Origin of the sequence: Pseudomonas sp. yb_9 (genome assembly GCF_043103635.1) — a bacterium.
GTDB lineage: Bacteria > Pseudomonadota > Gammaproteobacteria > Pseudomonadales > Pseudomonadaceae > Aquipseudomonas > Aquipseudomonas monteilii.
Genome location: NZ_JBICKA010000074.1, coordinates 22,983 through 44,805 on the forward strand (window position 1 = coordinate 22,983; position 21,823 = coordinate 44,805).

General features: G+C 63.6%; 19 protein-coding genes and 1 tRNA gene. 7 read left to right on the top strand and 13 right to left on the bottom strand.

Going from position 1 to position 21,823, the window contains the following annotated elements; all coding sequences use genetic code 11:
* Positions 1 to 20: 20 nt before the first annotated feature.
* Genes ACF8MI_RS19530 through ACF8MI_RS19545 form a run of 4 tightly spaced genes read right to left on the bottom strand, consistent with a single transcriptional unit; the run spans position 21 to position 2,174 of the window.
* The gene (locus ACF8MI_RS19530) at positions 21 to 524 is read right to left on the bottom strand and encodes a spore coat U domain-containing protein (RefSeq protein ID WP_060498274.1); all 504 of its coding nucleotides are present in this window, start codon (positions 522 to 524) and stop codon (positions 21 to 23) included.
* Positions 525 to 527: 3 nt separating this feature from the next.
* Entirely contained in the window at positions 528 to 1,061 is a 534-nt protein-coding gene (locus tag ACF8MI_RS19535) for a spore coat U domain-containing protein (RefSeq protein ID WP_060498275.1), read from the bottom strand.
* An 18-nt stretch (positions 1,062 to 1,079) separates the two neighbouring features.
* Complete coding sequence (locus ACF8MI_RS19540) at positions 1,080 to 1,616, bottom strand: spore coat U domain-containing protein (RefSeq protein WP_060498276.1); 537 nt, start codon at positions 1,614 to 1,616, stop codon at positions 1,080 to 1,082.
* A 30-nt stretch (positions 1,617 to 1,646) separates the two neighbouring features.
* Positions 1,647 to 2,174, bottom strand: a complete 528-nt coding sequence (locus ACF8MI_RS19545) for a spore coat U domain-containing protein (RefSeq protein ID WP_060498277.1) — start codon at positions 2,172 to 2,174, stop codon at positions 1,647 to 1,649.
* Between the two features lie 254 nt (positions 2,175 to 2,428).
* Between ACF8MI_RS19545 and ACF8MI_RS19550 the strand changes: the two genes are divergently transcribed.
* The 3 genes from ACF8MI_RS19550 to ACF8MI_RS19560 are packed head-to-tail and all read left to right on the top strand — an operon-like array spanning position 2,429 to position 7,556.
* The gene (locus ACF8MI_RS19550; protein ID WP_164524368.1) at positions 2,429 to 4,678 is read left to right on the top strand and encodes an ATP-binding protein; all 2,250 of its coding nucleotides are present in this window, start codon (positions 2,429 to 2,431) and stop codon (positions 4,676 to 4,678) included.
* A 15-nt stretch (positions 4,679 to 4,693) separates the two neighbouring features.
* The gene (locus tag ACF8MI_RS19555) at positions 4,694 to 5,155 is read left to right on the top strand and encodes a response regulator (RefSeq protein WP_104835155.1); all 462 of its coding nucleotides are present in this window, start codon (positions 4,694 to 4,696) and stop codon (positions 5,153 to 5,155) included.
* Positions 5,156 to 5,168: 13 nt separating this feature from the next.
* Positions 5,169 to 7,556 (top strand): response regulator, encoded by a 2,388-nt coding sequence (locus tag ACF8MI_RS19560; RefSeq protein WP_104835156.1) that lies wholly within the window; start codon positions 5,169 to 5,171, stop codon positions 7,554 to 7,556.
* 111 nt (positions 7,557 to 7,667) lie between these two features.
* On the opposite strand, the gene ACF8MI_RS19565 is transcribed toward ACF8MI_RS19560, so the two are convergent.
* Positions 7,668 to 7,742, bottom strand: a tRNA-Gln gene (locus ACF8MI_RS19565).
* Positions 7,743 to 8,017: 275 nt separating this feature from the next.
* On the opposite strand from ACF8MI_RS19565, the gene zapE reads away from it, so the two are divergent.
* Entirely contained in the window at positions 8,018 to 9,088 is a 1,071-nt protein-coding gene (gene zapE, locus ACF8MI_RS19570; protein ID WP_156867152.1) for a cell division protein ZapE, read from the top strand.
* Positions 9,089 to 9,153: 65 nt separating this feature from the next.
* Here the strand turns inward: zapE and ACF8MI_RS19575 are convergent, their stop codons facing one another.
* Positions 9,154 to 11,043: a propionyl-CoA synthetase gene (locus tag ACF8MI_RS19575; protein WP_104835159.1), complete on the bottom strand. Its 1,890-nt coding sequence runs from the start codon at positions 11,041 to 11,043 to the stop codon at positions 9,154 to 9,156.
* A 178-nt stretch (positions 11,044 to 11,221) separates the two neighbouring features.
* Between ACF8MI_RS19575 and ACF8MI_RS19580 the strand changes: the two genes are divergently transcribed.
* Positions 11,222 to 12,088: a LysR family transcriptional regulator gene (locus ACF8MI_RS19580; RefSeq protein ID WP_060498283.1), complete on the top strand. Its 867-nt coding sequence runs from the start codon at positions 11,222 to 11,224 to the stop codon at positions 12,086 to 12,088.
* Here ACF8MI_RS19580 and ACF8MI_RS19585 read toward each other — a convergent pair.
* From ACF8MI_RS19585 to ACF8MI_RS19605, 5 genes are all read right to left on the bottom strand, one after another.
* On the bottom strand, positions 12,062 to 13,216 hold the full coding sequence (locus tag ACF8MI_RS19585) for an HPP family protein (RefSeq protein WP_060498284.1): 1,155 nt from the start codon (positions 13,214 to 13,216) through the stop codon (positions 12,062 to 12,064). The genes ACF8MI_RS19580 and ACF8MI_RS19585 overlap by 27 nt on opposite strands.
* Before the next feature lie 252 nt (positions 13,217 to 13,468).
* Positions 13,469 to 14,788 carry a sensor histidine kinase gene (locus ACF8MI_RS19590; RefSeq protein ID WP_060498285.1) on the bottom strand — a complete coding sequence of 440 codons (1,320 nt, stop codon included), beginning with the start codon at positions 14,786 to 14,788 and terminating at the stop codon, positions 13,469 to 13,471.
* Positions 14,785 to 15,453 (bottom strand): response regulator transcription factor, encoded by a 669-nt coding sequence (locus ACF8MI_RS19595; RefSeq protein ID WP_019097600.1) that lies wholly within the window; start codon positions 15,451 to 15,453, stop codon positions 14,785 to 14,787. Before ACF8MI_RS19595 ends, ACF8MI_RS19590 begins: the two co-directional genes overlap by 4 nt.
* Positions 15,454 to 15,768 carry a PepSY domain-containing protein gene (locus ACF8MI_RS19600; RefSeq protein ID WP_019097599.1) on the bottom strand — a complete coding sequence of 105 codons (315 nt, stop codon included), beginning with the start codon at positions 15,766 to 15,768 and terminating at the stop codon, positions 15,454 to 15,456.
* Positions 15,768 to 16,076 (bottom strand): PepSY domain-containing protein, encoded by a 309-nt coding sequence (locus tag ACF8MI_RS19605; protein ID WP_016714736.1) that lies wholly within the window; start codon positions 16,074 to 16,076, stop codon positions 15,768 to 15,770. Before ACF8MI_RS19605 ends, ACF8MI_RS19600 begins: the two co-directional genes overlap by 1 nt.
* A 203-nt stretch (positions 16,077 to 16,279) precedes the next feature.
* Here ACF8MI_RS19605 and queD point away from each other — a divergent pair, with 203 nt between their 5' ends.
* A complete protein-coding gene (queD, locus tag ACF8MI_RS19610; RefSeq protein WP_060498355.1) occupies positions 16,280 to 16,636 on the top strand; it encodes a 6-carboxytetrahydropterin synthase QueD in 357 nt (118 codons plus the stop codon).
* Positions 16,637 to 16,764: 128 nt separating this feature from the next.
* Here queD and ACF8MI_RS19615 read toward each other — a convergent pair whose 3' ends face one another.
* Entirely contained in the window at positions 16,765 to 17,244 is a 480-nt protein-coding gene (locus ACF8MI_RS19615; RefSeq protein WP_177337094.1) for a DUF1289 domain-containing protein, read from the bottom strand.
* A gap of 406 nt (positions 17,245 to 17,650) precedes the next feature.
* On the opposite strand from ACF8MI_RS19615, the gene acnB reads away from it, so the two are divergent.
* Entirely contained in the window at positions 17,651 to 20,260 is a 2,610-nt protein-coding gene (gene acnB, locus ACF8MI_RS19620; protein ID WP_060498357.1) for a bifunctional aconitate hydratase 2/2-methylisocitrate dehydratase, read from the top strand.
* Between the two features lie 73 nt (positions 20,261 to 20,333).
* Here acnB and prpD read toward each other — a convergent pair whose 3' ends face one another.
* The gene (prpD, locus tag ACF8MI_RS19625) at positions 20,334 to 21,818 is read right to left on the bottom strand and encodes a 2-methylcitrate dehydratase (RefSeq protein WP_200929252.1); all 1,485 of its coding nucleotides are present in this window, start codon (positions 21,816 to 21,818) and stop codon (positions 20,334 to 20,336) included.
* Positions 21,819 to 21,823: the final 5 nt, after the last annotated feature.

A 21,823-nucleotide genomic window follows, 5' to 3' on the forward strand; every position in this document is an offset into this window, starting at 1 on the left:
GTCGTTGCTGGCGCTGGCGTCTACCAGGTCACCGTCACTTGCACCACATCGGTGTAGGTCCCTGCCGGCAGGGTGCCGGTCAGCTGGACCCGCCCGTACACCGGCAGCTTGATCGCCGTCGGGTCGGAATAGCTCACGGCCACGCTCTGGCCGATCCCCAGGCTCTGGCTGAAGGCCGCGTCCCGGTACAACTGGTAGGCCAGCAATTGTGCCCCGCTCGCACGCTTGAGGTTGCGTGTGCCGCTGGCACTGTTCTGCCCCCCGTCAAGGCTCATGCTCATGGCCACGCCTGGCGTGCACTGGAACGTCACCGTGCTGCCGCCCAGCGAAGTGCTGAGTGTGCTGGTGGACAACGCTGACTGCGTGCCGTAGTCCAGCGCCCCGTAGTTGGTGACGCCGCCCATCACCAGGCAGCCGGCAACGATTTGAGCCGTCACCGTGAAGGTGCTGGTGGTCACCGCACTCAGCGGGGTGGCCAGCAACAGGCCGGTACCGGTCAGGCCCCACGTCAACCAGCGGCGCATGGCTCAGAACGACAGCTCAACCGAAATCGTGTCGGTGTAGGTCCCGGGTGGCAAACCGGCCTTGCCCACCGCCCTGCCGTAAAGATTGACCGTCTGGGCCGCGCCGGTGCTGGTTGGTAACGTGATGGTGCCGTCGATCGCCAGCAAGTTCGAAGCACCGGAGTCGGTATAAAGGTCGTAGGGCACAAAATTGCCAGCGCCATCGGCAAGCGCCCGCGTCCCCCCGCTCGACTGGCCATCATGCAGGCCGGCGCGCACCTTGATCACAGGGATCGCACCCGCCGAGCACAGAATGCTCATGGCACCGCCACCACTCCTCTGTACCTGAGCATTGGCGCTGGTGAACAAGGCATCCACGGTGCCGAAGTTCAGCGCGCCGAAATTCAGCCCTGATGTCGCCGTACCGCCATTGACCTGGCATGCGGCAATCAGGGTCAACGTCGAGGTAATGCTCCCGGTCACCGTGGCGGCCTGTGCCGGAGAGGCCAGCGCCAGGCCGAGGCCTGCAAGCATGCAGCATGAAAGGTTCGTTCGCATCGGAGTCTCCTTGCGTAGTTACCAGTCCAGGGTCACTCTCAGGGTGTCGCGGTACAGCCCGGCCGGCAGCGCGCGGGGTTGCGCCACTACCACACCGTAGATGGGAATCGGGATCTGCCGGGCGCTGTTGATGGTGAAAGCGCGTGCCTGGCCGATGACGTAGCGGCTATTGCCGCCCGGGTCGACCGCCAGTTGATAAGGGATCAGTTCACGGCCGTTGCTCAGGCGGCGAATACCATCATCGCCATTCAGGCCACCATTGATCCGTACGTTGAAGGCCCGAACCTCGGGTGTGCAGCTGATCTGCAGGCTGCCCTCGCCGCTCGCTTCGTCAACCCGGCTACGCAGCGGCTGGTCCCAGTTCGGGCCGCGCTCGCCAAAGTCCAGTACACCCGGGTTGCCAAGCACGGCCGGTTGCGTTTCGTTGCTGCTGATCTGGCAGGCCGCGCTGATGACCAGCCTCGCCTGGATGAAGCCGGTGGTGCTGCCATGCGCCGTGCTACCGGGTACCAGCAGTGGCCCCAGGGTGAGCAACAGGATCGAAGTGCGCTTCATGGCATCGCGTCCTTGTGCATGGTGATATCCCTACCAGGTGACCGTGACTTTGAGCAGGTCGGCGTACAGCCCTGCATCCGGCACCCAGGCCAGTTTGTCGACACGCGCATACAGCGGCAGCTCGACCGAGCCACTGCTTGGCACCCGCGCCGACTGGGCCACGCCAACCTCCAAGGGGTCGCGCCAGGCAGCATCGCGGTACAAGCGATAAGGTATGGGCCGGGCCGTGCGGTCGTCGCTGGCCAGGTAACGCAGTTCGCCAACGCCGCCATGCTGGCCGCCGTCGACGCGCACTTGATAAGGGGTGCCCGGGTTGCACTCCAGGCGCGGCGGGCGCTGGCTCAGCAGAACCCCGCTCAAAGGCGCGCCAGGGCCGTCCAGACGCGCCGTCGCACCCAGGTCGATCCGCCCCAGCGCCTGGGCTCCCGCATCGCGTGCCTGGGTCACCAGCATGCAGCCACGCTGCACCAGTACCCGCACTTCCACGAGAAAATCCGCTGCCACGGTACTGCCGCTGAACAACAGGCCCAACAGCACGGCCACCAAGCGCTCCGTCACCTTATTATCCTTGTCGTTACGTCCTGAATTGAGCGTAGCAGCGAGGCAGCGCGACCGTGGTGGCAGCAAGCCATTTTTTTGTATTAGCGACAAAGCGATACCGCCCTGTCAAAAAAAACCAGCCTCGCGTAGAACCCCTCGCGACCCAGTGCCTCCAATGGCCAGAGGCCGGTCAAACTGCCAATATTCTGATAGGGTGAAACAACTTCATCCTGTGCCATACAGGGACGGACAAGACAGGAGCGTTTTCATTGATGACTGCAGACAACACGCTGGCAGAAGCCATGGAACGCTGCGCCCGGGAACCGATCCACGTGCCGAGCAGCATCCAGCCCCACGGCTTCTTGCTGGTGCTGGATGCCACCGACCTGTGCGTGCTGCAGGCCAGTGAAAATGTCGAGCACTGGCTGGGCTTGCCGGCCCGGGAGCTGATCGGTTGCCACTTCACACACCTGGTCAGCGACGGTTTTGACCTGCGCGCGCAGCTCGCGCGGTTACCCGACGATGAGATTTTCCCTTTCCACATTGGCGACGTGCGTTTGCGCCCGGGCGCGCCGTTCAGCACCCCGTTGCACTTGCTGGTGCACTGTCACGACGAAGTATTGGTCGCCGAGCTCGAACCCCCACGCCTGCCACCGGACCTGGCCGGGCAAAGCGACTACTACCCGCTGGTGCGCAGCTTCGTTGGCAGCCTTCAGCTGGCCAGCAGCCTTGAAGACCTGCTGCAGCAAACAGTGCTGCAACTCAAGCGCATCACCGGTTTTGGCCGGGTCAAGGCGTACCGTTTCGATGCCGATGGCAACGGCCAGGTGCTGGCCGAGGTGGCCGACCCGGGCTACCCCCATTACCTGGGCCTATGCTTCCCGGCTGCCGACATCCCGCGCCAGGCGCGCGAGCTGTACCGGGTGAACCGCATCCGCGTGATCGAAGACGCCAACTACCAACCCTCGCCCCTGCTGCCGACCACCAACCCGCGTACCGGCAAGGCACTGGACATGAGTTTTGCTGCGCTGCGCAGCGTGTCACCGGTGCACCTGCAATACATGCGCAACATGGGCACGCTAGCCTCGATGTCGTTGTCGATCGTGGTCGACGGTGAGCTCTGGGGGCTGGTGTCCTGCCACCATCAGCAGCCGCGTGCGGTGGACCTGCGTACCCGCACGGCCAGCGAGCTGCTGGCCAGCGTGCTGTCGCTGCAGATCGAGTCCCGCGAGGCGCATGGCAGCACACGCACGCTGCTGGCGCTGCGCCAACACATCGTGCGCATGATCTCGTCCATGGCCGACCATGACAGCGTCAGCGATGGCCTGCGCGACCTGCCCCATGTGCTGCTGGCCTTTGCCGGCGCCCAAGGCGCCGCCGTGATCTCGGCCGAACGCTGCGACCTGATCGGCAAAACCCCGCCCGAAGCCCAGGTGACCGCGCTGGTGCACTGGCTTGGCCAGCGCGGTGCAGACACCGTGTTCCACAGCGACAACCTGCGCCGTGACATCACCGACCTGCCCGAACTGGCCGCCCATGCAGGCGGTGTGCTGGCGGTGGCCATCTCGCAGATCCACTCGCACTACCTGCTGTGGTTCCGTCCCGAGCAGGTGCGCACGGTGAACTGGGCTGGCCAGCCGACCAAGCAGGCCGGGCCGCAGGGCAACCTCGACCCGCGGCACAGCTTCGAACGCTGGCAGGAAGAACTGCGCGACTACTGCGAGCCCTGGGACCCGTTGGTGATCGAGGGCGTGATGGAGTTGCGCAGCGCCGTGCTGGGCATTGTGTTGCGCAAGGCCGAAGAGCTGGCGCAACTGGCAGGCGAGTTGCGCCGTTCGAACAAGGAGCTTGAAGCATTTTCATACAGCGTGTCCCACGACCTGCGCGCCCCCTTGCGGCACATCGCCGGCTACACCGAACTCCTCGGCGAAATCGAAGGCCAGGGCTTGAGCGAACGCGGCAAGCGCTACCTTCAGCATATCGGAGAAGCAGCGCACTTCGCCGGCAGCCTGGTGGACAACCTGCTCAACTTCTCGCAAATGGGCCGCTCGGCCTTGCGCCTGTCCGACGTCGACCTCAACACGCTGGTCGATGCGATTCGCAGCGAGCTGGCACCGGATTACGAAGGCCGTGCAATCGTTTGGGACATCGCTGCACTGCCCAAGGTGATTGGCGACCCGGCATTCATCAACATGGCCTTGCACAACCTGATCGCCAATGCCATCAAGTACACGCGTGGCCGTAATCCGGCGCACATTGGCATCCGCGCGGTACAGCACCCTGACGAAATCGAAATCATCATCGTCGATAATGGCGTAGGCTTCGACATGGCCTACGCCAATAAGCTGTTCGGGGTGTTCCAGCGCCTGCACCGCATGGAGGACTTCGAAGGCACCGGGATTGGCCTGGCCAGCGTGCGCCGTATCATCGAGCGCCATGAGGGCCGGGTCTGGGCCACTGGCCAGATCGACCAAGGTGCCAGTTTCCACTTCACCCTGCCGCACCACCCCGCATCCACCTGAGGCACCACTATCACCATGCTCAAACCCATCCTGCTGGTCGAAGACAACCCAAGGGACCTGGAGCTGACGCTGCTGGCCCTGGAGCGCAGCCAGTTGGCCAACGAAGTCATCGTGCTGCGCGACGGCGCCGATGCCCTGGACTATCTGCTGCGCCGCAATGCCTATGCCGATCGCGATGACGGCAACCCTGCCGTGCTGCTACTGGACCTGAAACTGCCGAAGGTCGATGGCCTGGAAGTGCTCAAGGCAGTACGTGCCACACCCGAACTGCGCAGCATCCCCACCGTCATGCTGACCTCCTCACGGGAGGAGCCCGACCTGCTGCGCGCCTACGAGTTGGGGGTGAACGCGTACGTGGTCAAACCGGTGGAGTTCAAGGAATTCGTCGCCGCCATCTCCGACCTCGGGGTATTCTGGGCAGTGCTCAACGAACCGCCACCCGGCTCACTGCGGCTAAACCGTCGCGGTAGCAACTGAGGCCTCCGCAACGATGCAGCAAACGCCGTTGAAAATACTGATGGTCGAAGACAGCGCGATGGACGCCGAGCTGACCCTGATGCGCCTGGAGCGCAGCGGGCTGAATGTGCAGCACCGGCTGGTGTTCGACCATGCGGGTGTCGAACACGCCCTGCGTGAGGCCCACTATGACCTGATCCTGTGCGACTGCGTGCTGCCAGGCTCGTCCGGCACCGAGGTGCTGGCCATCGCCCAGCGCCTGGCGCCAGACATACCGTTCATTTTCCTGTCCGGCATCTATGGCGAAGAGCACGCGGTGGAAATGATCCGCCTCGGCGCCACCGACTACGTGCTGAAAAAAAACCTGCCGCTGCTGCCCAAGGCCGTGCGCCGGGCCCTGACCGAGGTGCAGGAACGCCAGCGACGGCGCCGCGCCGAAGAGGCACTGGCAGATGTCGAAGCCCGTGCCCGCATCGCCATCGACGCCGCCGGCATGGGCACCTGGGACCTGCGCCCGCAAGAAGGCTTGCTGCTGTGGGACGACCGCTGCAAGACGTTGTTCGGCCTGCCCACCAGCACCGAAATGAGCCTTGACGTGTTCTACGCCGGTATCTACCCCGACGACCTGCCACTGGTGCGCGAGGCGGTGGAGCACGCCATGCGCCCGGAAAGCGGCGGCCACTACCGGGTCGAGTTCCGTATTGCCCAACCCAACGGGCTGGAGCCACGCTGGTTGCTTAGCAGCGGCCAGTGCCAGTTCGTCAACGACCAGTGCGTGCGTTTTTCCGGCGTACTGCAGGACATCCACACCCAGCGCCTGGCCACCCAGGCGCTGCGCCAGCTCAACGAGATGCTGGGCGAGCGGGTGGAGCGCCGCACCCGAGAACGCGACCGCGCCTGGGAGCTGTCGCAGGACCTGCTGGCCGTGCTCAACAAAGACCTGACCCCAGTCGCACTCAACCCCGCCTGGGAAGCCAGCCTGGGCTTCTCCCGCGAGCGTCTGAGCCAGTCCTCCTTGCTGCACCTGCTGCCCGAGCACGACCAGGAACTGTTGCTTACCGAGCTGGCCGCCCTCGCCCACGGCCGCACCAGTGCCCGCTTCGTCGGGCGCATCCAGCACGCCGGTGGGCAGCAGCGCTGGCTCTCGTGGGTAGTGGTGCCCGAAGACACCTTGCTGTACGTGGTGGCGCGCGACATTACCAGCGAGCGCGAAGCCGCCCTTGGCCTGGCAGAAGCCAACACGCGCCTGCGCGAGCAGATCAACGAGCGCGAACGCATCGAGGCGGCGCTGCAACAGATGCAGCGGCTGGAAGCGGTCGGCCAGCTGACCGCAGGCGTGGCCCACGACTTCAACAACCTGCTGACGGTCATCCTCACCGGCGCCAGCTTTCTCGAGCGCGACCTGGCCAAGGCCAACCTGGACAAAGCCCGCGCGCGCCTCACCCACATCCGCGAAGCCGGCGAGCGTGGCGCCAAGCTGACCTCACAGCTGCTGGCGTTTTCCCGCCGTCAGCGCCTGGAACCCGTGCCGCTGAACCTCAATCGCACCCTGGCCGGCCTGCAAGAACTGTTAAGCCGCACCTTGGGCGGTAACGTCTCGGTACGCCTGGACCTGGACCCGGCCCTGTGGCAGGCCCTGACCGACCCTACCCAGACCGAAATGATCATCCTCAACCTGGCGATCAATGCCCGCGATGCCATGCCCGATGGCGGCCAACTGACCCTGACCACTCGCAACACCCGCATCGATACCCGCCCGCAGCGCCCCGAAGACCCGGAGCCTGGGGAGTATGTGATGCTGAGCATCCGCGATACCGGCTGTGGCATGAGCGAAGACGTGCTGGCCAAGGTGTTCGAGCCGTTCTTTACCACCAAGGACATCGGCAAGGGCTCCGGTCTTGGCCTGGCCCAGGTGTTCGGCTTTGCCAAACAGTCCGGGGGCGGCGTGCGCATCGACACCGTACCTGGCCGTGGCACGCAAGTGGCGGTGTATCTGCCGGCGGTCAAGGAGCAGGCCATGAGCGAACCGGCCGTACCGCTGCTCAGGCAGTCGGTCAGCGACAGCGGCTGCAACCGTACGGTACTGCTGGTGGATGATGACCACCTGGTGCGCGACATGCTGGGCGACGTGTTGCGCCAGTACGGCTACCAGGTGCGCCAGGCGCACAGCGGCGAACAGGCCCTGGCCCTGCTGGATGGGGAAATCGACCTGCTGCTTACCGACTTCGCCATGCCCGAGTTCAACGGCGCGCAGTTGGCGCTGGCGGCCCGTGACCGCTACCCGCACCTGCCGGTGGTGTTTCTAACTGGCTATGCGGAGTTGCAAGGGCTGGATTTACCGGGCAGCGTGGTGATCCAGAAACCCGTGCAGGCGGATGAACTGGCCAGGGTGCTGAATGAAATGCTGGGGATTGCAGGTTAGTTGAGAGCGGCACACGGCCGCTCTACAAACATCGCGCAAAAACGACAAAAACGACAAAACCCAGCGCTCATTTTCCTAAGCACCGGGTGATATACGTTTGAATCTGGAAAATGGCAGGGGCGGCTGGATTCGAACCAACGCATGGCAGGATCAAAACCTGCTGCCTTACCGCTTGGCGACGCCCCTGTATCGGATGCAGCGTTTGCTGCTCTGACAATTCCAACTGAGTGACAACTGGGTTGTTGTCTTGGAATGCGCGGCACTTTAACAACAAAGTTTTGATCTGTGAAGCCCCTAATGAAAAAAAATTGCCAGAAAACAGCGAGTTAGTCATATTCCCCCACGCTGATGCCAGACCTATCGCATGAAGCGATCATTGCCGGCCACTTTCTGTATTGGCCAAAATGGCCGCCCTCGGGCAAGCTGCACGCTGCCCCGCCATCGCCCAAGGAGCTGTGCATTTGTCTGCCTGGATCCCCGCCCCACTTCGCCAGCTTGGCCAACGCCTGCGTGGCGCCGAAGCCAACCACAGTGAACTGCTCGACTGGTTCGAGGACAAAGCCCGCAGCCGGGGTTACCAGCTGAGTGATGGCCAGCGACGGGTGATCCAGTGCATGGCCACACAACTGGCACAGCTCGAACAGGGGCAGCCACGCAGCCTTTACCTGTACGGGTCGGTGGGACGCGGCAAGAGCTGGCTGCTCGATGGCTTTTTCCAGGCGGTGCCGGTGGACGCCAAACTGCGCCTGCACTTTCATGACTTCTTTGCCCGCCTGCACCAGGGCATGCACCGCCACCGGGCATTGGACGATGCACTGGGTGCCACACTCGATGACCTGGTGGGCGATTGCCGGGTGCTGTGCTTCGATGAGTTCCATGTGCATGACATTGGCGATGCGATGCTGCTCACCCGGTTGTTCAACGCCTTGTTCGCCCGTGGCGTGTTCCTGCTGGTGACCTCCAACTACGCCCCTGAAGGCTTGCTGCCCAACCCGCTGTACCACGAGCGTTTCCTGCCCGTGATCCGCCTGATCAACAGCGCCATGGAAGTGCTGGAGGTAGGCGGCGATATGGATTTTCGCAGCCTGCCGGCCAACCGCGAGCACCAGCGTTTCACCCAGGGCCATTATGTGTGGCCAGGCGATGCCGCGCAGCGCCTGGCGCTGAACGTGCCCCGCGAACAGCCGGTGATGCTGGAGGTGAACAAGCGCCCCTTACGCGCACTGGCCATCGAGGGCCGGCGGGTGGTGCTCGGGTTTGACGACTTGTGCGAAAAGGCCACGGCGGTGATCGACTACCTGGTGCTGGCGCAGCAGTACGATGAGTGGATCATTGATGGGCTGGATGACCTGGCGGAATGTTCGCTGGCAGCCCAGCAGCGCTTCGTGAACCTGGTGGATGTGCTGTATGACCAGGACCGCCAAGTGACGGTGATTGGCAAGCGACCGCTGGAAGAGAGCCTGGGCGGGCCGCTTGCCGACCTGATGCGAACCCGCAGCCGGTTGGGGCAACTGCACCAGGTAGCCCTTTAGATCGACATTGCCTGAAACGGCCTTTTCGCGGGTAAACCCGCGAAGAGGCCAGAACCGTCAGCTCATCAACACGCCCTGGGCAGATCCGCCAGCACCGCCTCGATCTCCCCCAGCACCGCAGGGTCATCCAGGGTCGAGGGCGGCACATACTCCTGCCCATCGGCAATCTTGCGCAGCACCGCCCGCAAGATCTTCCCCGAACGCGTTTTAGGCAAACGCTTCACCCGCCGAACCCGGTTGAAACAGGCCAGCGGGCCGATTGCCTCGCGCACGCTGCCCACCAGGTCCACCAGCAACTGCGCCTCGCTGATGCCCTCGCCGTCCTTGAGCACAACGAGCGCCAGCGGCACCTGCCCCTTGATCTCGTCGTGCACGCCAATCACCGCGCACTCGGCCACCGCCGGGTGACAGGCCACCAGGTCCTCCATTTCGCCGGTGGAAAGCCGGTGCCCGGACACGTTGATCACGTCATCCGTGCGCCCCATGATGTAGACAAAGCCATCATCGTCCAGGTAGCCGCCATCGCCTGTGTGGTAGTAACCCGGATAGGTGCGCAGGTAGGCCTGCAAGTAACGCTCGTGGTCGCCCCATAGCGTCTGGCTGCACCCGGGCGGCAACGGCAGCGCAATGACAATCGAGCCTTGCTGATCAGGCCCCAGCAAGTGGCCTTCGTCATCCACGACACGCACATGGTAGCCCGGTACCGCCCGGTTGCTTGAGCCCGGCCTGGCCGCGCTGCCTTCCAGCCCGACGCAGGGCGCAGTGACCGGCCAGCCGGTTTCGGTCTGCCACCAATGGTCGTGCACCGGCTTGCCACTGACCCGCTCCAGCCATTCATGGGTGCTTGAGTCGAGCTTCTCACCCGCCAGGAACAGCTGGCGCAGCGAGCTGAGGTCGTGCTTGCGGATCAGCTCGCCCTCCGGGTCTTCCTTGCGGATGGCACGCATGGCGGTGGGCGCACAGAACAGCGCATTGACGTTGTATTGCTCCACCACCCGCCAGTAGGCCGAGGCGTCCGGGGTGCGAATTGGCTTACCTTCGTAGAACACCGTGGTGCAGCCGCTCATCAGCGGCCCGTAAACGATCAGCGAATGGCCGACCACCCAGCCCACGTCGGAAATGCCCCACCACACATCGCCGGCCTGCATGCCATAGATATGGCGCATGGCATAGCACAGCGCCACAGCATTACCGCCGTTTTCCCGGACGATACCCTTGGGTTTGCCGGTGGTACCCGAGGTGTACATGATGTAAAGCGGGTCACCGGCATCCAGTTCGACCGGGGCGACCGGCGTGGCGCCGGCCAGTGCCGCCTGCCAGTCCAGGTCGCGGCCTGGCTGCAGTTCAGCTTGCGCCTGCGGCCGTTGCAGCACCAGCACATTGCGCGGCTGGTGCCGGGCCAGTTGCAGGGCACGGTCGACCAGCGGCTTGTAAGCAATCACCCGGTCGAACTCCAGCCCGCAGGATGCCGTGAGCAACAGCGTCGGCCGGGCGTCATCGATGCGCAGGGCCAGCTCGTTGGCGGCAAAGCCACCGAACACCACCGAGTGCACCGCACCAATGCGCGCGCAGGCCAGCATGGCCATGGCCGCCTGCGGCACCATGGGCATGTAGATGATCACACCATCGCCCTTGTTGACCCCCAACTGGCGCAGCAAGCCGGCTAGGCGCGCCACTTCGTCGCGCAACTGGTTGTAGGTGTAAGCCTGCTGCACGCCCGTCACCGGCGAGTCGTAAATCAGTGCCAGCTGCTCGCCACGACCCTGCTCGATCTGGTGATCGAGGGCCAGGTAGCAGCTGTTCAGGCGGCCATCGGCGAACCAGCGGTGGGTACCGTCGGCGTTGTCTTGCAGGGTAAGGGCAGGCTTGCGGTGCCAGGCCAGGTGCGCGGCCTGTTCCGCCCAAAATGCGGCAGGGTCGGAAATGGAATGGGCGTAGCTGTGCTGATAGCTCATAGCGAAAGGAACCCGGTACTTGTTGTTATTGAAGGGCGAACCTTGAGTATGGACCGCTACAACAGCGCCGCCATGGGACTAAAGTCACAACCGACCTGCAAATTTGCAGACAACGCAAAAGCGCCCCTAACGGTGCAAAGCCTCTAGAATAGGCCACCCCTCAGCCACCGAGCAGCCCATGGATATCGAACAGGCCCGAACCTTTCTGGAAATCGTGCGTTGCGGCAGCCTGGTCGCCGCTGCCGAGCGCCTGTTCGTGTCACAGACGGCCATTACCGCCCGGGTGCAGCGCCTGGAGCAGCAATTGGGCTGCCAGCTGTTCGTGCGCAGCCGCAACGGTGCCAGCCTGACCAGCGACGGCGAGGCCTTTGTCAGTTATGCCAACCAGCTGGTGCAAACCTGGGAAGCAGCGCGGCGCGACCTGCCGCTGCCTGAAGGCTGCCAGCAGGTGCTGCATGTGGGGGCAGAAGTCAGCCTGGGTAACCCGATGTTGCTTGACTGGGTCACTGCCCTGCACCGTGAACTGCCCAGCCACGCCATACGCAGCGAAGTGAGCGACGGCGAGTCGCTGCTGCGCAAGGTCGAGATGGGCCTGCTGGACGCTGCACTGGTGTACCAGCCGACCTACGGGCCGGGTTTGCAGGTGGAACAGTTGATGGAAGAAAAACTGATCCGCGTGCGCCGCGTCGACCAACCCGAACCGTACATCTACATCGACTGGGGCGAGGCCTTCCGCCGCCGGCACGATGCCGCCCTGCCCGATTGCGCGCGCCCGGCGTTAAGCTTCAACCTCGGCCCGTTGGCTTTGCAGTTCATTCTCGACCAAGGTGGCAGCGGTTACTTTCGCACGCGTGTGGTGCAGGCATACCTGGACAGCGGTGTGTTCGAGCGGGTACCACAGGCGCCAGAGTTCACTTACCCAACCTTCCTGGTGTATCCACGCGAACACGACAGCGAAGCCCTTCAACAGGCCTTCGCTATCTTGCGCCGACTTGTAGCTGCAGGCGCCAGCGACTGGTCACAGCGCTGGGACCCGGTTATCTGACGCCTCGGCTTTGCTGAGCAAATGGCGCTTGAGGCCGGCAATCAGGTCAGTCTGGGTAATCACCCCCACCAGCTGGTCGGCGTCGAGCACCGGCAGGCAGTGCAAGCCCTGTTCGCACAACAGTGGCAGCAGGTGCTCCAACGGGTGCTGACTGCTGACACTCACCACCCGCCGGCTCATCACCTGCTCCATGCGCACCGCCTTGCGGCCAAACAGCCCGCGCCAGCTGAAACGGCCGCGCTGCATCGCCGGGCCAACCAGGTCGCTGAGGCTGACGATGCCCACCAGTTTGCCGTGCTGTAACACCGGCAGGGTTTTCAGGTGGTAGCTGGCGAGCATTTTCCAGGCCTGTTCAAGGGTGGTGTCGGGCGTGGCGAACTGCACGTCGCGGGACATCACCGAGGCCGCCGTAATACCGCCGAGACTGCGCTGCAGGGCGTGTTGCTCGGTGGCGAGGATGATGCGCTCCAGCTCGTCACGGGTGACGTCGACGAACTCGCCCAGCTGTTCCAGGGCCTGGTCCAGGTCTTCACTGCGGATGCCCACCCGCTCGCCGGGCAGCGGGTCATGGGTGTGGTGCAGGTCTTTGCGCGGCACCGCGCCTTTCGGGTAGCGCACGCCCGTCAAGCGGTTGTAGACAATCGCCACCGCCACCAGGATCAACGCATTGAGCAGCACCGGCTCCAGCAGGTGGTCGCCCATGGCGTTCAGCCCTGAGTCAGCCAGCACGGCGCTCACCGCCACCCCGCCACCCGGTGGGTGCAGGCAGCGCAGCAGGCACATCACCAGCAGCGAGATGCCCAGGGCGGCAGCGGCCACCCACAGCTCGGGGCCGAAGCCTTCACGCATGGCCAGGCCGACCGCGCCCGCCAGGGCATAGCTGCCCAGCACCGGCCAGGGTTGGGCCAGTGGGCCGGAATGCACGGCGAACACCAGCACAGCCGAGGCGGCCAGCGGGCCAAGCAGGTGCAGGGCGATACCGGGGCCATAGGCGATGCTGGTCAGCCAGCCGGCGAGGAACAGGCCGAGCAACGCACCGATAGCGGCACGCAGCCATTCTTTTGGGGGAATATTCAGGGGCGCCGGCAACAGCCGCTGCAGACGACTTTCGGAACGCGAGGCAGGCATTTGAGTAGTCGGAATCTTTGGTTTTTCTGATTAAAAAGAAAGCCCAGCCGAGGTGGCCTGGGCCTCGTATTGCGCGTGCAATACCACAAGGGGCTCCGTCCGTGGAGAGATGGAAAGCGCAGGGTTTCGTGAACGGGATTTTGCCGGGAGGGGGGAGATTGGGCTAATTCAAAAAAATGCGGCTGTACTGCAATTTTTTTGCAGTACTGATCATCCTCAAGCCCGCTCCCACAGGGGATCTCGGCCCCGGCATTATCGGGCCTTGCGCGGCAGGTCGATATTGACGCGAAGCCCACCCAGCGGGCTCTCCAGCAAGGCCAGCCGCCCACCCCAGGCCTCGACGATATCGCGCACGATGCCCAGCCCCAGGCCGTGCCCGTCCACCTGCTCGTCCAGCCGCGAACCGCGCTCCAGCACCTGCTGCCGCTGGCCCTCGGGAATCCCCGGGCCGTCATCATCGACCCATACCTGATAGCCCTCGGCGTTCGGCTCAATGCCAAGGCGCACTTCGCTGTCGGCCCACTTGCAGGCGTTGTCCAGCAGGTTGCCCAGCAACTCCAGGAAGTCCTCACGGTCCCATGGCAACAGCAACCCGGGGGGCACATCGCTGGCCAGCAGCAGCCCTTCCCCATGGATCATGCCCAACGTGCTCAGCAACCCCGGCAGTTCGGCATCGCAATCGAATTGCGCACCGGGCAAGGCATCACCCGCCAACCGCGCGCGATTCAGTTCGCGCGCCAACCGCTGCTGAATCTGCTCCAGCTGCTCACGCATCTGCGCCCGCACCTCGGGCAAGTCCTTCAGGCGCTCGCTGGACGCCAGGCTCAGCAGCACCGCCAACGGCGTCTTCAGTGCATGCCCCAGGTTACCCAAAGCATTGCGCGAACGGCGCAGGCTGTCTTCGGTATGGCTGAGCAAGTGGTTGATCTGCCCCACCAACGGGGCCAGCTCGCTGGGCACCTCGGCATCCAGTTGTGACCGCTGGCCTTGCTGCAGTTGGGCGATCTGCTGGCGCGCCCGTTCCAACGGCCGCAGCGAACGCGTTACGGTCATGCGCTGCAGCACCAACACCAGAATCAGTGCCACCAGGCCCATGCCAAGGCCGATCTGCTGCATGCGCCGAAAGCCCTCACGCACCGGCGAGTAATCCTGCGCGACGCTGATGGAGATGTCTTGGCCCAGGCGCCGGTAGTCAGCGCGCAGGGCTAGCAGTTGCTGCCCTTCCGGGCCGAGTTCATGGCTGTCGGAAAGGCCTGGCGCAGCTGGCTTGGGCATGTCCAGGTCCCACAGCGAGCGTGAGCGCCAGGTGCCTTTGTCGAAATCGATACGGAAGTAATAACCGGAAAAAGGCCGCTGATACGCCGCCGAGATGCGGCGCTCATCCAGCTGCAGGCCGGATGGCCCGCGCACCAGCGCCACCAGCAGGTTCTCGCTTTCCTTGCGCAGGCCGTTTTCCAGGTAACGCTGCAGGCCGGCTTCGAACAACCACAAGGTCAGTTGCGCCAGGACCACGCCGACGACCACCAGCACCGCGACCAGGCCAAGGCTCAAACGCGCCTGGATCGACTTCACCCGGTGCTCCCCGCGTAGATATAGCCTTGCCCGCGCCGGGTCTCGATCACGCTGCGGCCCAGCTTGCGGCGCAAGTGGTTGACGTGTACTTCCAGCACGTTCGAATCCCGCTCGGTTTCACCGTCGTAGAGGTGCTCGGCCAGGTGGCTCTTGGACAGGATCTGCTGCGGGTGCAGCATGAAGTAGCGCAGCAGGCGGAACTCGGCGGCGGTCAGCTGCACATCCACGCCATCACGGCTCACGCACTGGCGGCTTTCATCCAGGTGCAGGCCGGCAGCTTCCAGTGTTGGCTGATTGGCCAGACCACGCGCACGGCGCAGCAGCGACTGGATGCGCAGTTGCAACTCCTCCGGGTGGAACGGTTTGCTCAGGTAGTCATCAGCCCCGGCTTTCAGCCCTTCGATACGCTCGGCCCACGAGCCACGGGCGGTAAGGATCAGCACCGGCGTGGCCAGGCCGGCGGCACGCCACTGGGCCAGCACGTCCAGGCCCGGCAAGCCCGGCAGGCCAAGGTCGAGGATGATCAGGTCGTAGGGCTCGCTCTGGCCCTGGTACACCGCATCGCGGCCGTCAGCCAGCCAGTCCACGGCATAACCCTGGCGCTGCAGGCCGGTGGTCAGCTCGTCGGCCAGCGGTACATTGTCCTCGACAAGCAACAGGCGCATTCAGTCGTCTTCCTCGTCTTTGAGCAAGGCGCCGGTGCTGGCATCGAGCTTGATCTCGCGCACCACACCGTCCGCCGTCAGCAGTTCGACTTCATATTCGTAGCGATCGTCGTCCTCTTCCAGCTCGGCCTCCAGCAAACGCGCTCCGGGGTAACGCCCCAGGGCGGTTTCCAGCAACTGTTCGAGCGGCAGGATGACGCCCTTCTGGCGCAGCTTCAGGGCTTCGTCCTGGTCAAGGTCGCGGGCGGCGGCCAGCGAACACACGGCCAGCAGCGCCAGCGCGAGGTAGCGCGCTGGCCGCGGTAAGTGAATCATCAGTTGTCCCGCTCGTCCTTCAGCACTTCACCGGTCTTGGCGTCCAGCGCCACGTCCCATTCTACGTTCTGCGTGTCACGCAATTCGACCTTGTAGATGTAGCGGCCGTACTCGTCTTCCAGCTCCGAATCGGTGACAGTGGCGCCCGGGTGCTTGGCCACGGCGGTGGCTTTCAGCTCGTCGAGCGACTTAATGGTCTTGGCGTTGACCAGTTTGACCACTTCGTCAGGCTGTACGTCCTTGGCGAAGGCGGCATTGGCGCCCAGGGCAAGGGCGGCGGCGGTGAACAGGGCAGTCAAGGTTTTCATCGTTCTTCTCTCCTGAGAACTGTGCAAGTTGTCTACGGGGTTAAGATTAACCACCGGTCCTTAATTCAACCTGAAAACAGCTGGCGCCATGATAGCTCAGGTCAAGACCACACCACCGGGCGGTTGCATGAACACCTGCAAGCCTTGTAGCGGGCATGCTGGTAGACTGCGAGCATTATTGATTCGCACAGAGTTATGACAGCGTGGAAATCTTCAAGGAATTTACATTCGAATCGGCTCACCGCCTGCCCCACGTCCCTGAAGGGCACAAATGCGGCCGCCTGCATGGCCATTCGTTCAAGGTCGGCCTGCACCTGACCGGCCCGCTGGACCCGCACACCGGCTGGATTCGCGACTTCGCCGAGGTCAAGGCGATCTTCAAGCCAATCTATGACAAGCTGGACCACAACTACCTGAACGACATCCCGGGCCTGGAAAACCCCACCAGTGAAGTGATCGCCAAGTGGATCTGGGAGCAGGTCAAACCGCTGATGCCAGAGCTGTCGAAGGTGCGCATCCACGAAACCTGCACCAGCGGGTGTGAATACACCGGCGACTGATTCGGTCGCTTCACTGGCCTCTTCGCGGGCAAGCCCGCTCCCACAGGTACATCACGCCATCAAGAGCAGTGGTAATGCTGTCGGAGCCGGCTTGCCCGCGAAGAGGCCAGCAGCTTTATCAAATAGTTTCAGCCTTGCCCCGACTGCAAGGCATCACGCAGGAAACTTGGCGCGATGTAGCGCTGATAATGCGCTTCTGAAAGCAGGAAGAATTCGCGGTCGATGGCATCGCGCAATTGCGGCAGTTCCCAGTCACGGAACTCTGGCAGCAAGACCATGCCATAGGCCTCAAGGTCCCGGATCATCCGCGCCCCACGGGCAATCAACTGGTACGCCCAGCAATACGCCGACTGCTGCTCGACAAAGCGGATGGAGCGCTGTTCCAGCTGCTGGCGCAGCAAGCCTTTGTCGAACACCTCCAGCTTGGCCATCATCACCTGCACCAGCAACTGCTCAAGGCGCAGCCATACCGCGCGCTTCTGCGCGTCGTCGTAGCCGTTCCAGTTGATCACTTCGTGGTGGAAGCGCTTGCAGCCACGGCACACCGTGTCTCCGTACACCGTGGAGCACAGGCCGACACAAGGGGTCTTGATGGACTTGTTGGACATGAAAAACAACAGCTTGGCGGTGGAACACGGCCCCATGTTAGCCCTTTGTCTAACCAGGGTCACTCGTTAAAGTCATCTTCTGCGCCTTACCTTCAGGCTTTTTTTGCCGTAGAATCATCCCGCCTTTTCAAAGGCAACAATGTCCGTTGGAAGCTGTTTTCAAAGCGTCACGAGCACAGTTAATCCGGTAGAACGGCGTTGGCCCGGGCCATGCACCCCTCGCATGCCCGCGCCAGCCCTCATCAGCTCCCCGTTCTGCAGGCGTAAAACTTTGAAAGCAGCTTCTGTAAGGATTCTTTGCGACCCTGGCTGGGCGGCCCACAAAGCCGTAGCAGCGCATGGGTGCATGGAATGCTGGATGAGCGTCCCGGACCCCCTTTAGGGACCACTGATGAGGGAAATAACTGTGCTTGAAGCCTACCGCAAACACATCGAAGAGCGTGCCGCCCTGGGTATCGTGCCCCAGCCGCTGAACGCCGAACAAACTGCAGGCCTGGTCGAGCTGCTGAAAAACCCGCCGGCCGGCGAAGAAGCCTTCCTCGTAGACCTGATCACCAACCGCGTACCGCCAGGGGTCGACGAAGCTGCCTACGTCAAGGCTGCTTTCCTCTCCGCCGTCGCCAAGGGCGAAGCCAAGTCGCCACTGATCGACCGCAAGCACGCCACCGAACTGCTGGGCACCATGCAGGGCGGCTACAACATCGAAACGCTGGTCGCACTGCTGGATGACGCCGAACTGGGCGCCGTCGCGGCCGAACAGCTCAAGCACACCCTGCTGATGTTCGATGCCTTCCACGACGTGGCCGAAAAAGCCAAGGCGGGCAACGTCCACGCCAAGGCCGTGCTGGAGTCCTGGGCTGCCGGCGAGTGGTTCACCTCGCGCCCGGCCATCGCCGACAAGTACACCCTGACCGTGTTCAAGGTGCCTGGCGAGACCAACACCGACGACCTGTCCCCTGCCCCGGACGCCTGGTCGCGCCCTGACATCCCGCTGCACGCCCTGGCCATGCTGAAAATGGCCCGTGACGGCATCGAGCCGTCGCAGCCAGGTTCGGTCGGCCCGCTGGCCCAGATCGAAGCCGTCAAGGCCAAAGGCTTCCCGGTTGCCTACGTCGGTGACGTGGTCGGTACCGGTTCGTCGCGTAAATCCGCCACCAACTCGGTGCTGTGGTTCTTCGGTGACGACATCCCGTACGTGCCGAACAAGCGCGCCGGCGGCTTCTGCTTCGGCACCAAGATCGCCCCGATCTTCTACAACACCATGGAAGACGCCGGCGCCCTGCCGATCGAATTCGACTGCACCAACCTGGCCATGGGCGACGTCATCGACGTGTACCCGTTCAAAGGTGAAGTGCGCCGCCACGGCAGCGACGAGCTGGTTACCGAGTTCGCGCTGAAAACCGAAGTATTGCTGGATGAAGTCCGCGCTGGCGGCCGCATCCCGCTGATCGTCGGCCGTGGCCTGACCGAAAAAGCACGCGCCGAGCTGGGCCAGGGCCCATCGGACCTGTTCAAGAAGCCAGAGCAGCCTGCCGACACCGGCAAGGGCTTCACCCTGGCGCAGAAGATGGTCGGCCGTGCCTGTGGCCTGCCAGAAGGCCAGGGCGTGCGCCCGGGTGCCTACTGCGAGCCTAAGATGACCACCGTCGGCTCCCAGGACACCACTGGCCCGATGACCCGTGACGAGCTGAAAGACCTGGCTTGCCTGGGCTTCTCCGCTGACCTGGTCATGCAGTCGTTCTGCCACACCGCGGCCTATCCGAAGCCGATCGACGTCACCACCCACCACACCCTGCCAGACTTCATCCGCACCCGTGGCGGCGTGTCGCTGCGCCCGGGCGACGGCATCATCCACAGCTGGCTGAACCGCATGCTGATGCCTGACACCGTGGGTACCGGTGGCGACTCGCACACCCGCTTCCCGATCGGCATCTCGTTCCCGGCCGGTTCCGGCCTGGTAGCCTTCGCCGCTGCCACCGGCGTCATGCCGCTGGACATGCCAGAGTCGATCCTGGTGCGCTTCAAGGGCAAACTGCAACCTGGCATCACCCTGCGTGACCTGGTGCATGCGATCCCTTACTACGCCATCCAGCAAGGCCTGCTGACCGTCGAGAAGAAAGGCAAGAAAAACGCCTTCTCCGGCCGCATCCTGGAAATCGAAGGCCTGGACGAACTGACCGTCGAGCAAGCCTTCGAGCTGTCCGACGCCTCGGCTGAGCGTTCTGCTGCCGGTTGCACCATCAAACTGCCAGAGAAGGCCATCGCCGAGTACCTGCAGTCCAACATCACCCTGCTGCGCTGGATGATCGGCGAAGGCTACGGCGATGCCCGCACCCTGGAGCGCCGCGCCCAGGCCATGGAAGCCTGGCTGGCCAAGCCTGAGCTGCTGTCGGCCGACGCCGATGCCGAATACGCCGAAATCATCGAAATCGACCTGGCCGACGTCAAAGAGCCTGTGCTCTGCGCGCCGAACGACCCGGACGATGCCCGCCTGCTGTCTTCGGTACAGGGCGAGAAGATCGACGAAGTGTTCATCGGCTCGTGCATGACCAACATCGGTCACTTCCGCGCTGCCGGCAAGCTGCTGGAAAAGGTCAAGGGCGGTATTCCGACCCGTCTGTGGCTGGCCCCGCCAACCAAGATGGACGCCCACCAGCTGACCGAAGAAGGCTACTACGGCATCTACGGTAAGGCCGGTGCGCGCATGGAAATGCCAGGCTGCTCGCTGTGCATGGGTAACCAGGCACGTGTTCAGACCGGTTCGACCGTGGTCTCCACCTCGACCCGTAACTTCCCGAACCGTCTGGGCGACGCCACCAACGTGTACCTGGCATCGGCCGAGCTGGCTGCTGTCGCTTCGATCATCGGCAAGCTGCCGACCGTCGAAGAGTACATGCAGTACGCGAAAGACATCGACAGCATGGCTGCCGACGTTTACCGCTACCTGAGCTTCGACCAGATCGCCGAGTTCCGCGAAGCGGCAGCCAACGCCAAGATCCCGGTGGTTCAGGCGTAAGCTGAGTTACACGCTGTAAAAGAAAGCCCCGGCAGCGATGCCGGGGCTTTTTCATTTGCCTGCTCACACCCGCTCAGATCACGAACAAATCCACAAAGCGGTGCACCGCCATCGCTTCCAGCATTTGCTGGTCCTTGCACACTTCCAGCACCTCCCCACACCGCTGCCGCGCAAACCGCGTTGCCAGGTTGGCCCTGAACTTGGCCTCCAGCAGGGGTATGCCCTCCCCTCGCCGCCGCCGGTGCCCGATCGGGTATTCCACCACCACCTGCTCGGTACTGCTGCCATCCGTGAAGAACACCTGCAGCGCATTGGCGATCGAGCGCTTGTCCGGCTCGAGGTACTCGCGGCTGAAGCGCGGGTCTTCCACCACTTCCATCTTCTCGCGCAGGCGGTCGATGCTGGGGTGGTTGGCATGGAAGGTGTCTTCATAGTGCTCCGCCACCAGATGCCCGAAGATCAACGGCACTGCCACCATGTACTGCAAACAGTGGTCACGGTCAGCGGCATTGGCCAGCGGGCCGCTCTTGGAAATGATGCGGATTGCCGACTCCTGGGTGGTGATGACGATGCGGTCGATTTCATGCAGGCGGTTACGCACCCGTGGGTGCAGGGTGACCGCCGCTTCGCAGGCAGTCTGGGCGTGAAATTCGGCGGGGAAGCTGACCTTGAACAGCACATTTTCCATCACGTAGCTGCCCAGGGCCTGAGGCAGACGCAGTTCGTACTGCCCGGCGGGCTTGAGCGCCAGGTCCTTGTTGGTATGGCTGAACGATACGTCGTAGAAGCCCCACTGTGGGGCCGTGAGCACACCCGGTACGCCCATCTCACCGCGCAGGGCGATATCGGCCAGGCGCACGCCACGGCTGGACGCATCACCCGCCGCCCAGGACTTGCGTGAGCCGGCATTGGGCGCATGCCGATAGGTGCGCAGGGCCTGGCCATCGACGAAGGCATGGGACAACGCCGAGAGCATCTGTTCGCGGTTGGCGCCCATCAACCTGGCGCACACGGCAGTCGAGGCCACTTTCACCAAAATGACATGATCGAGACCGACACGGTTGAACGCGTTTTCCAGTGCCAGCACACCCTGGATCTCATGGGCCATGACCATGGCTTCGAGCACATCACGCATCAGCAGCGGTTTTTCACCAGCGGCCACACGCTTCTGCGACAGGTGATCGGCAACGGCCAGGATACCGCCCAGGTTGTCCGAGGGGTGAGCCCATTCGGCTGCCAGCCAGGTGTCGTTGTAATCCAGCCAGCGCACGGTGCAGCCAATGTCCCAGGCCGCCTTGACCGGGTCGAGCCGGTAGGCGGTACCGGGGACGCGGGCACCATTGGGCACCAACGTGCCTTCAACCTGAGGACCGAGCAGTTTGGTACATTCGGGAAAGCGCAGGGCCAGCAGGCCGCAGCCCAAGGTGTCCATCAGGCAGTTGCGTGCGGTGTCGAGGGCTTCGGCGGAATCGACCCGGTAGCCGAGGGCGTAGTCGGCCAGGGTTTGCAGCACTCGGTCGTAGTCCGGGCGGTCGTTCAGGTCAACGTTGGCGCTCATATGCA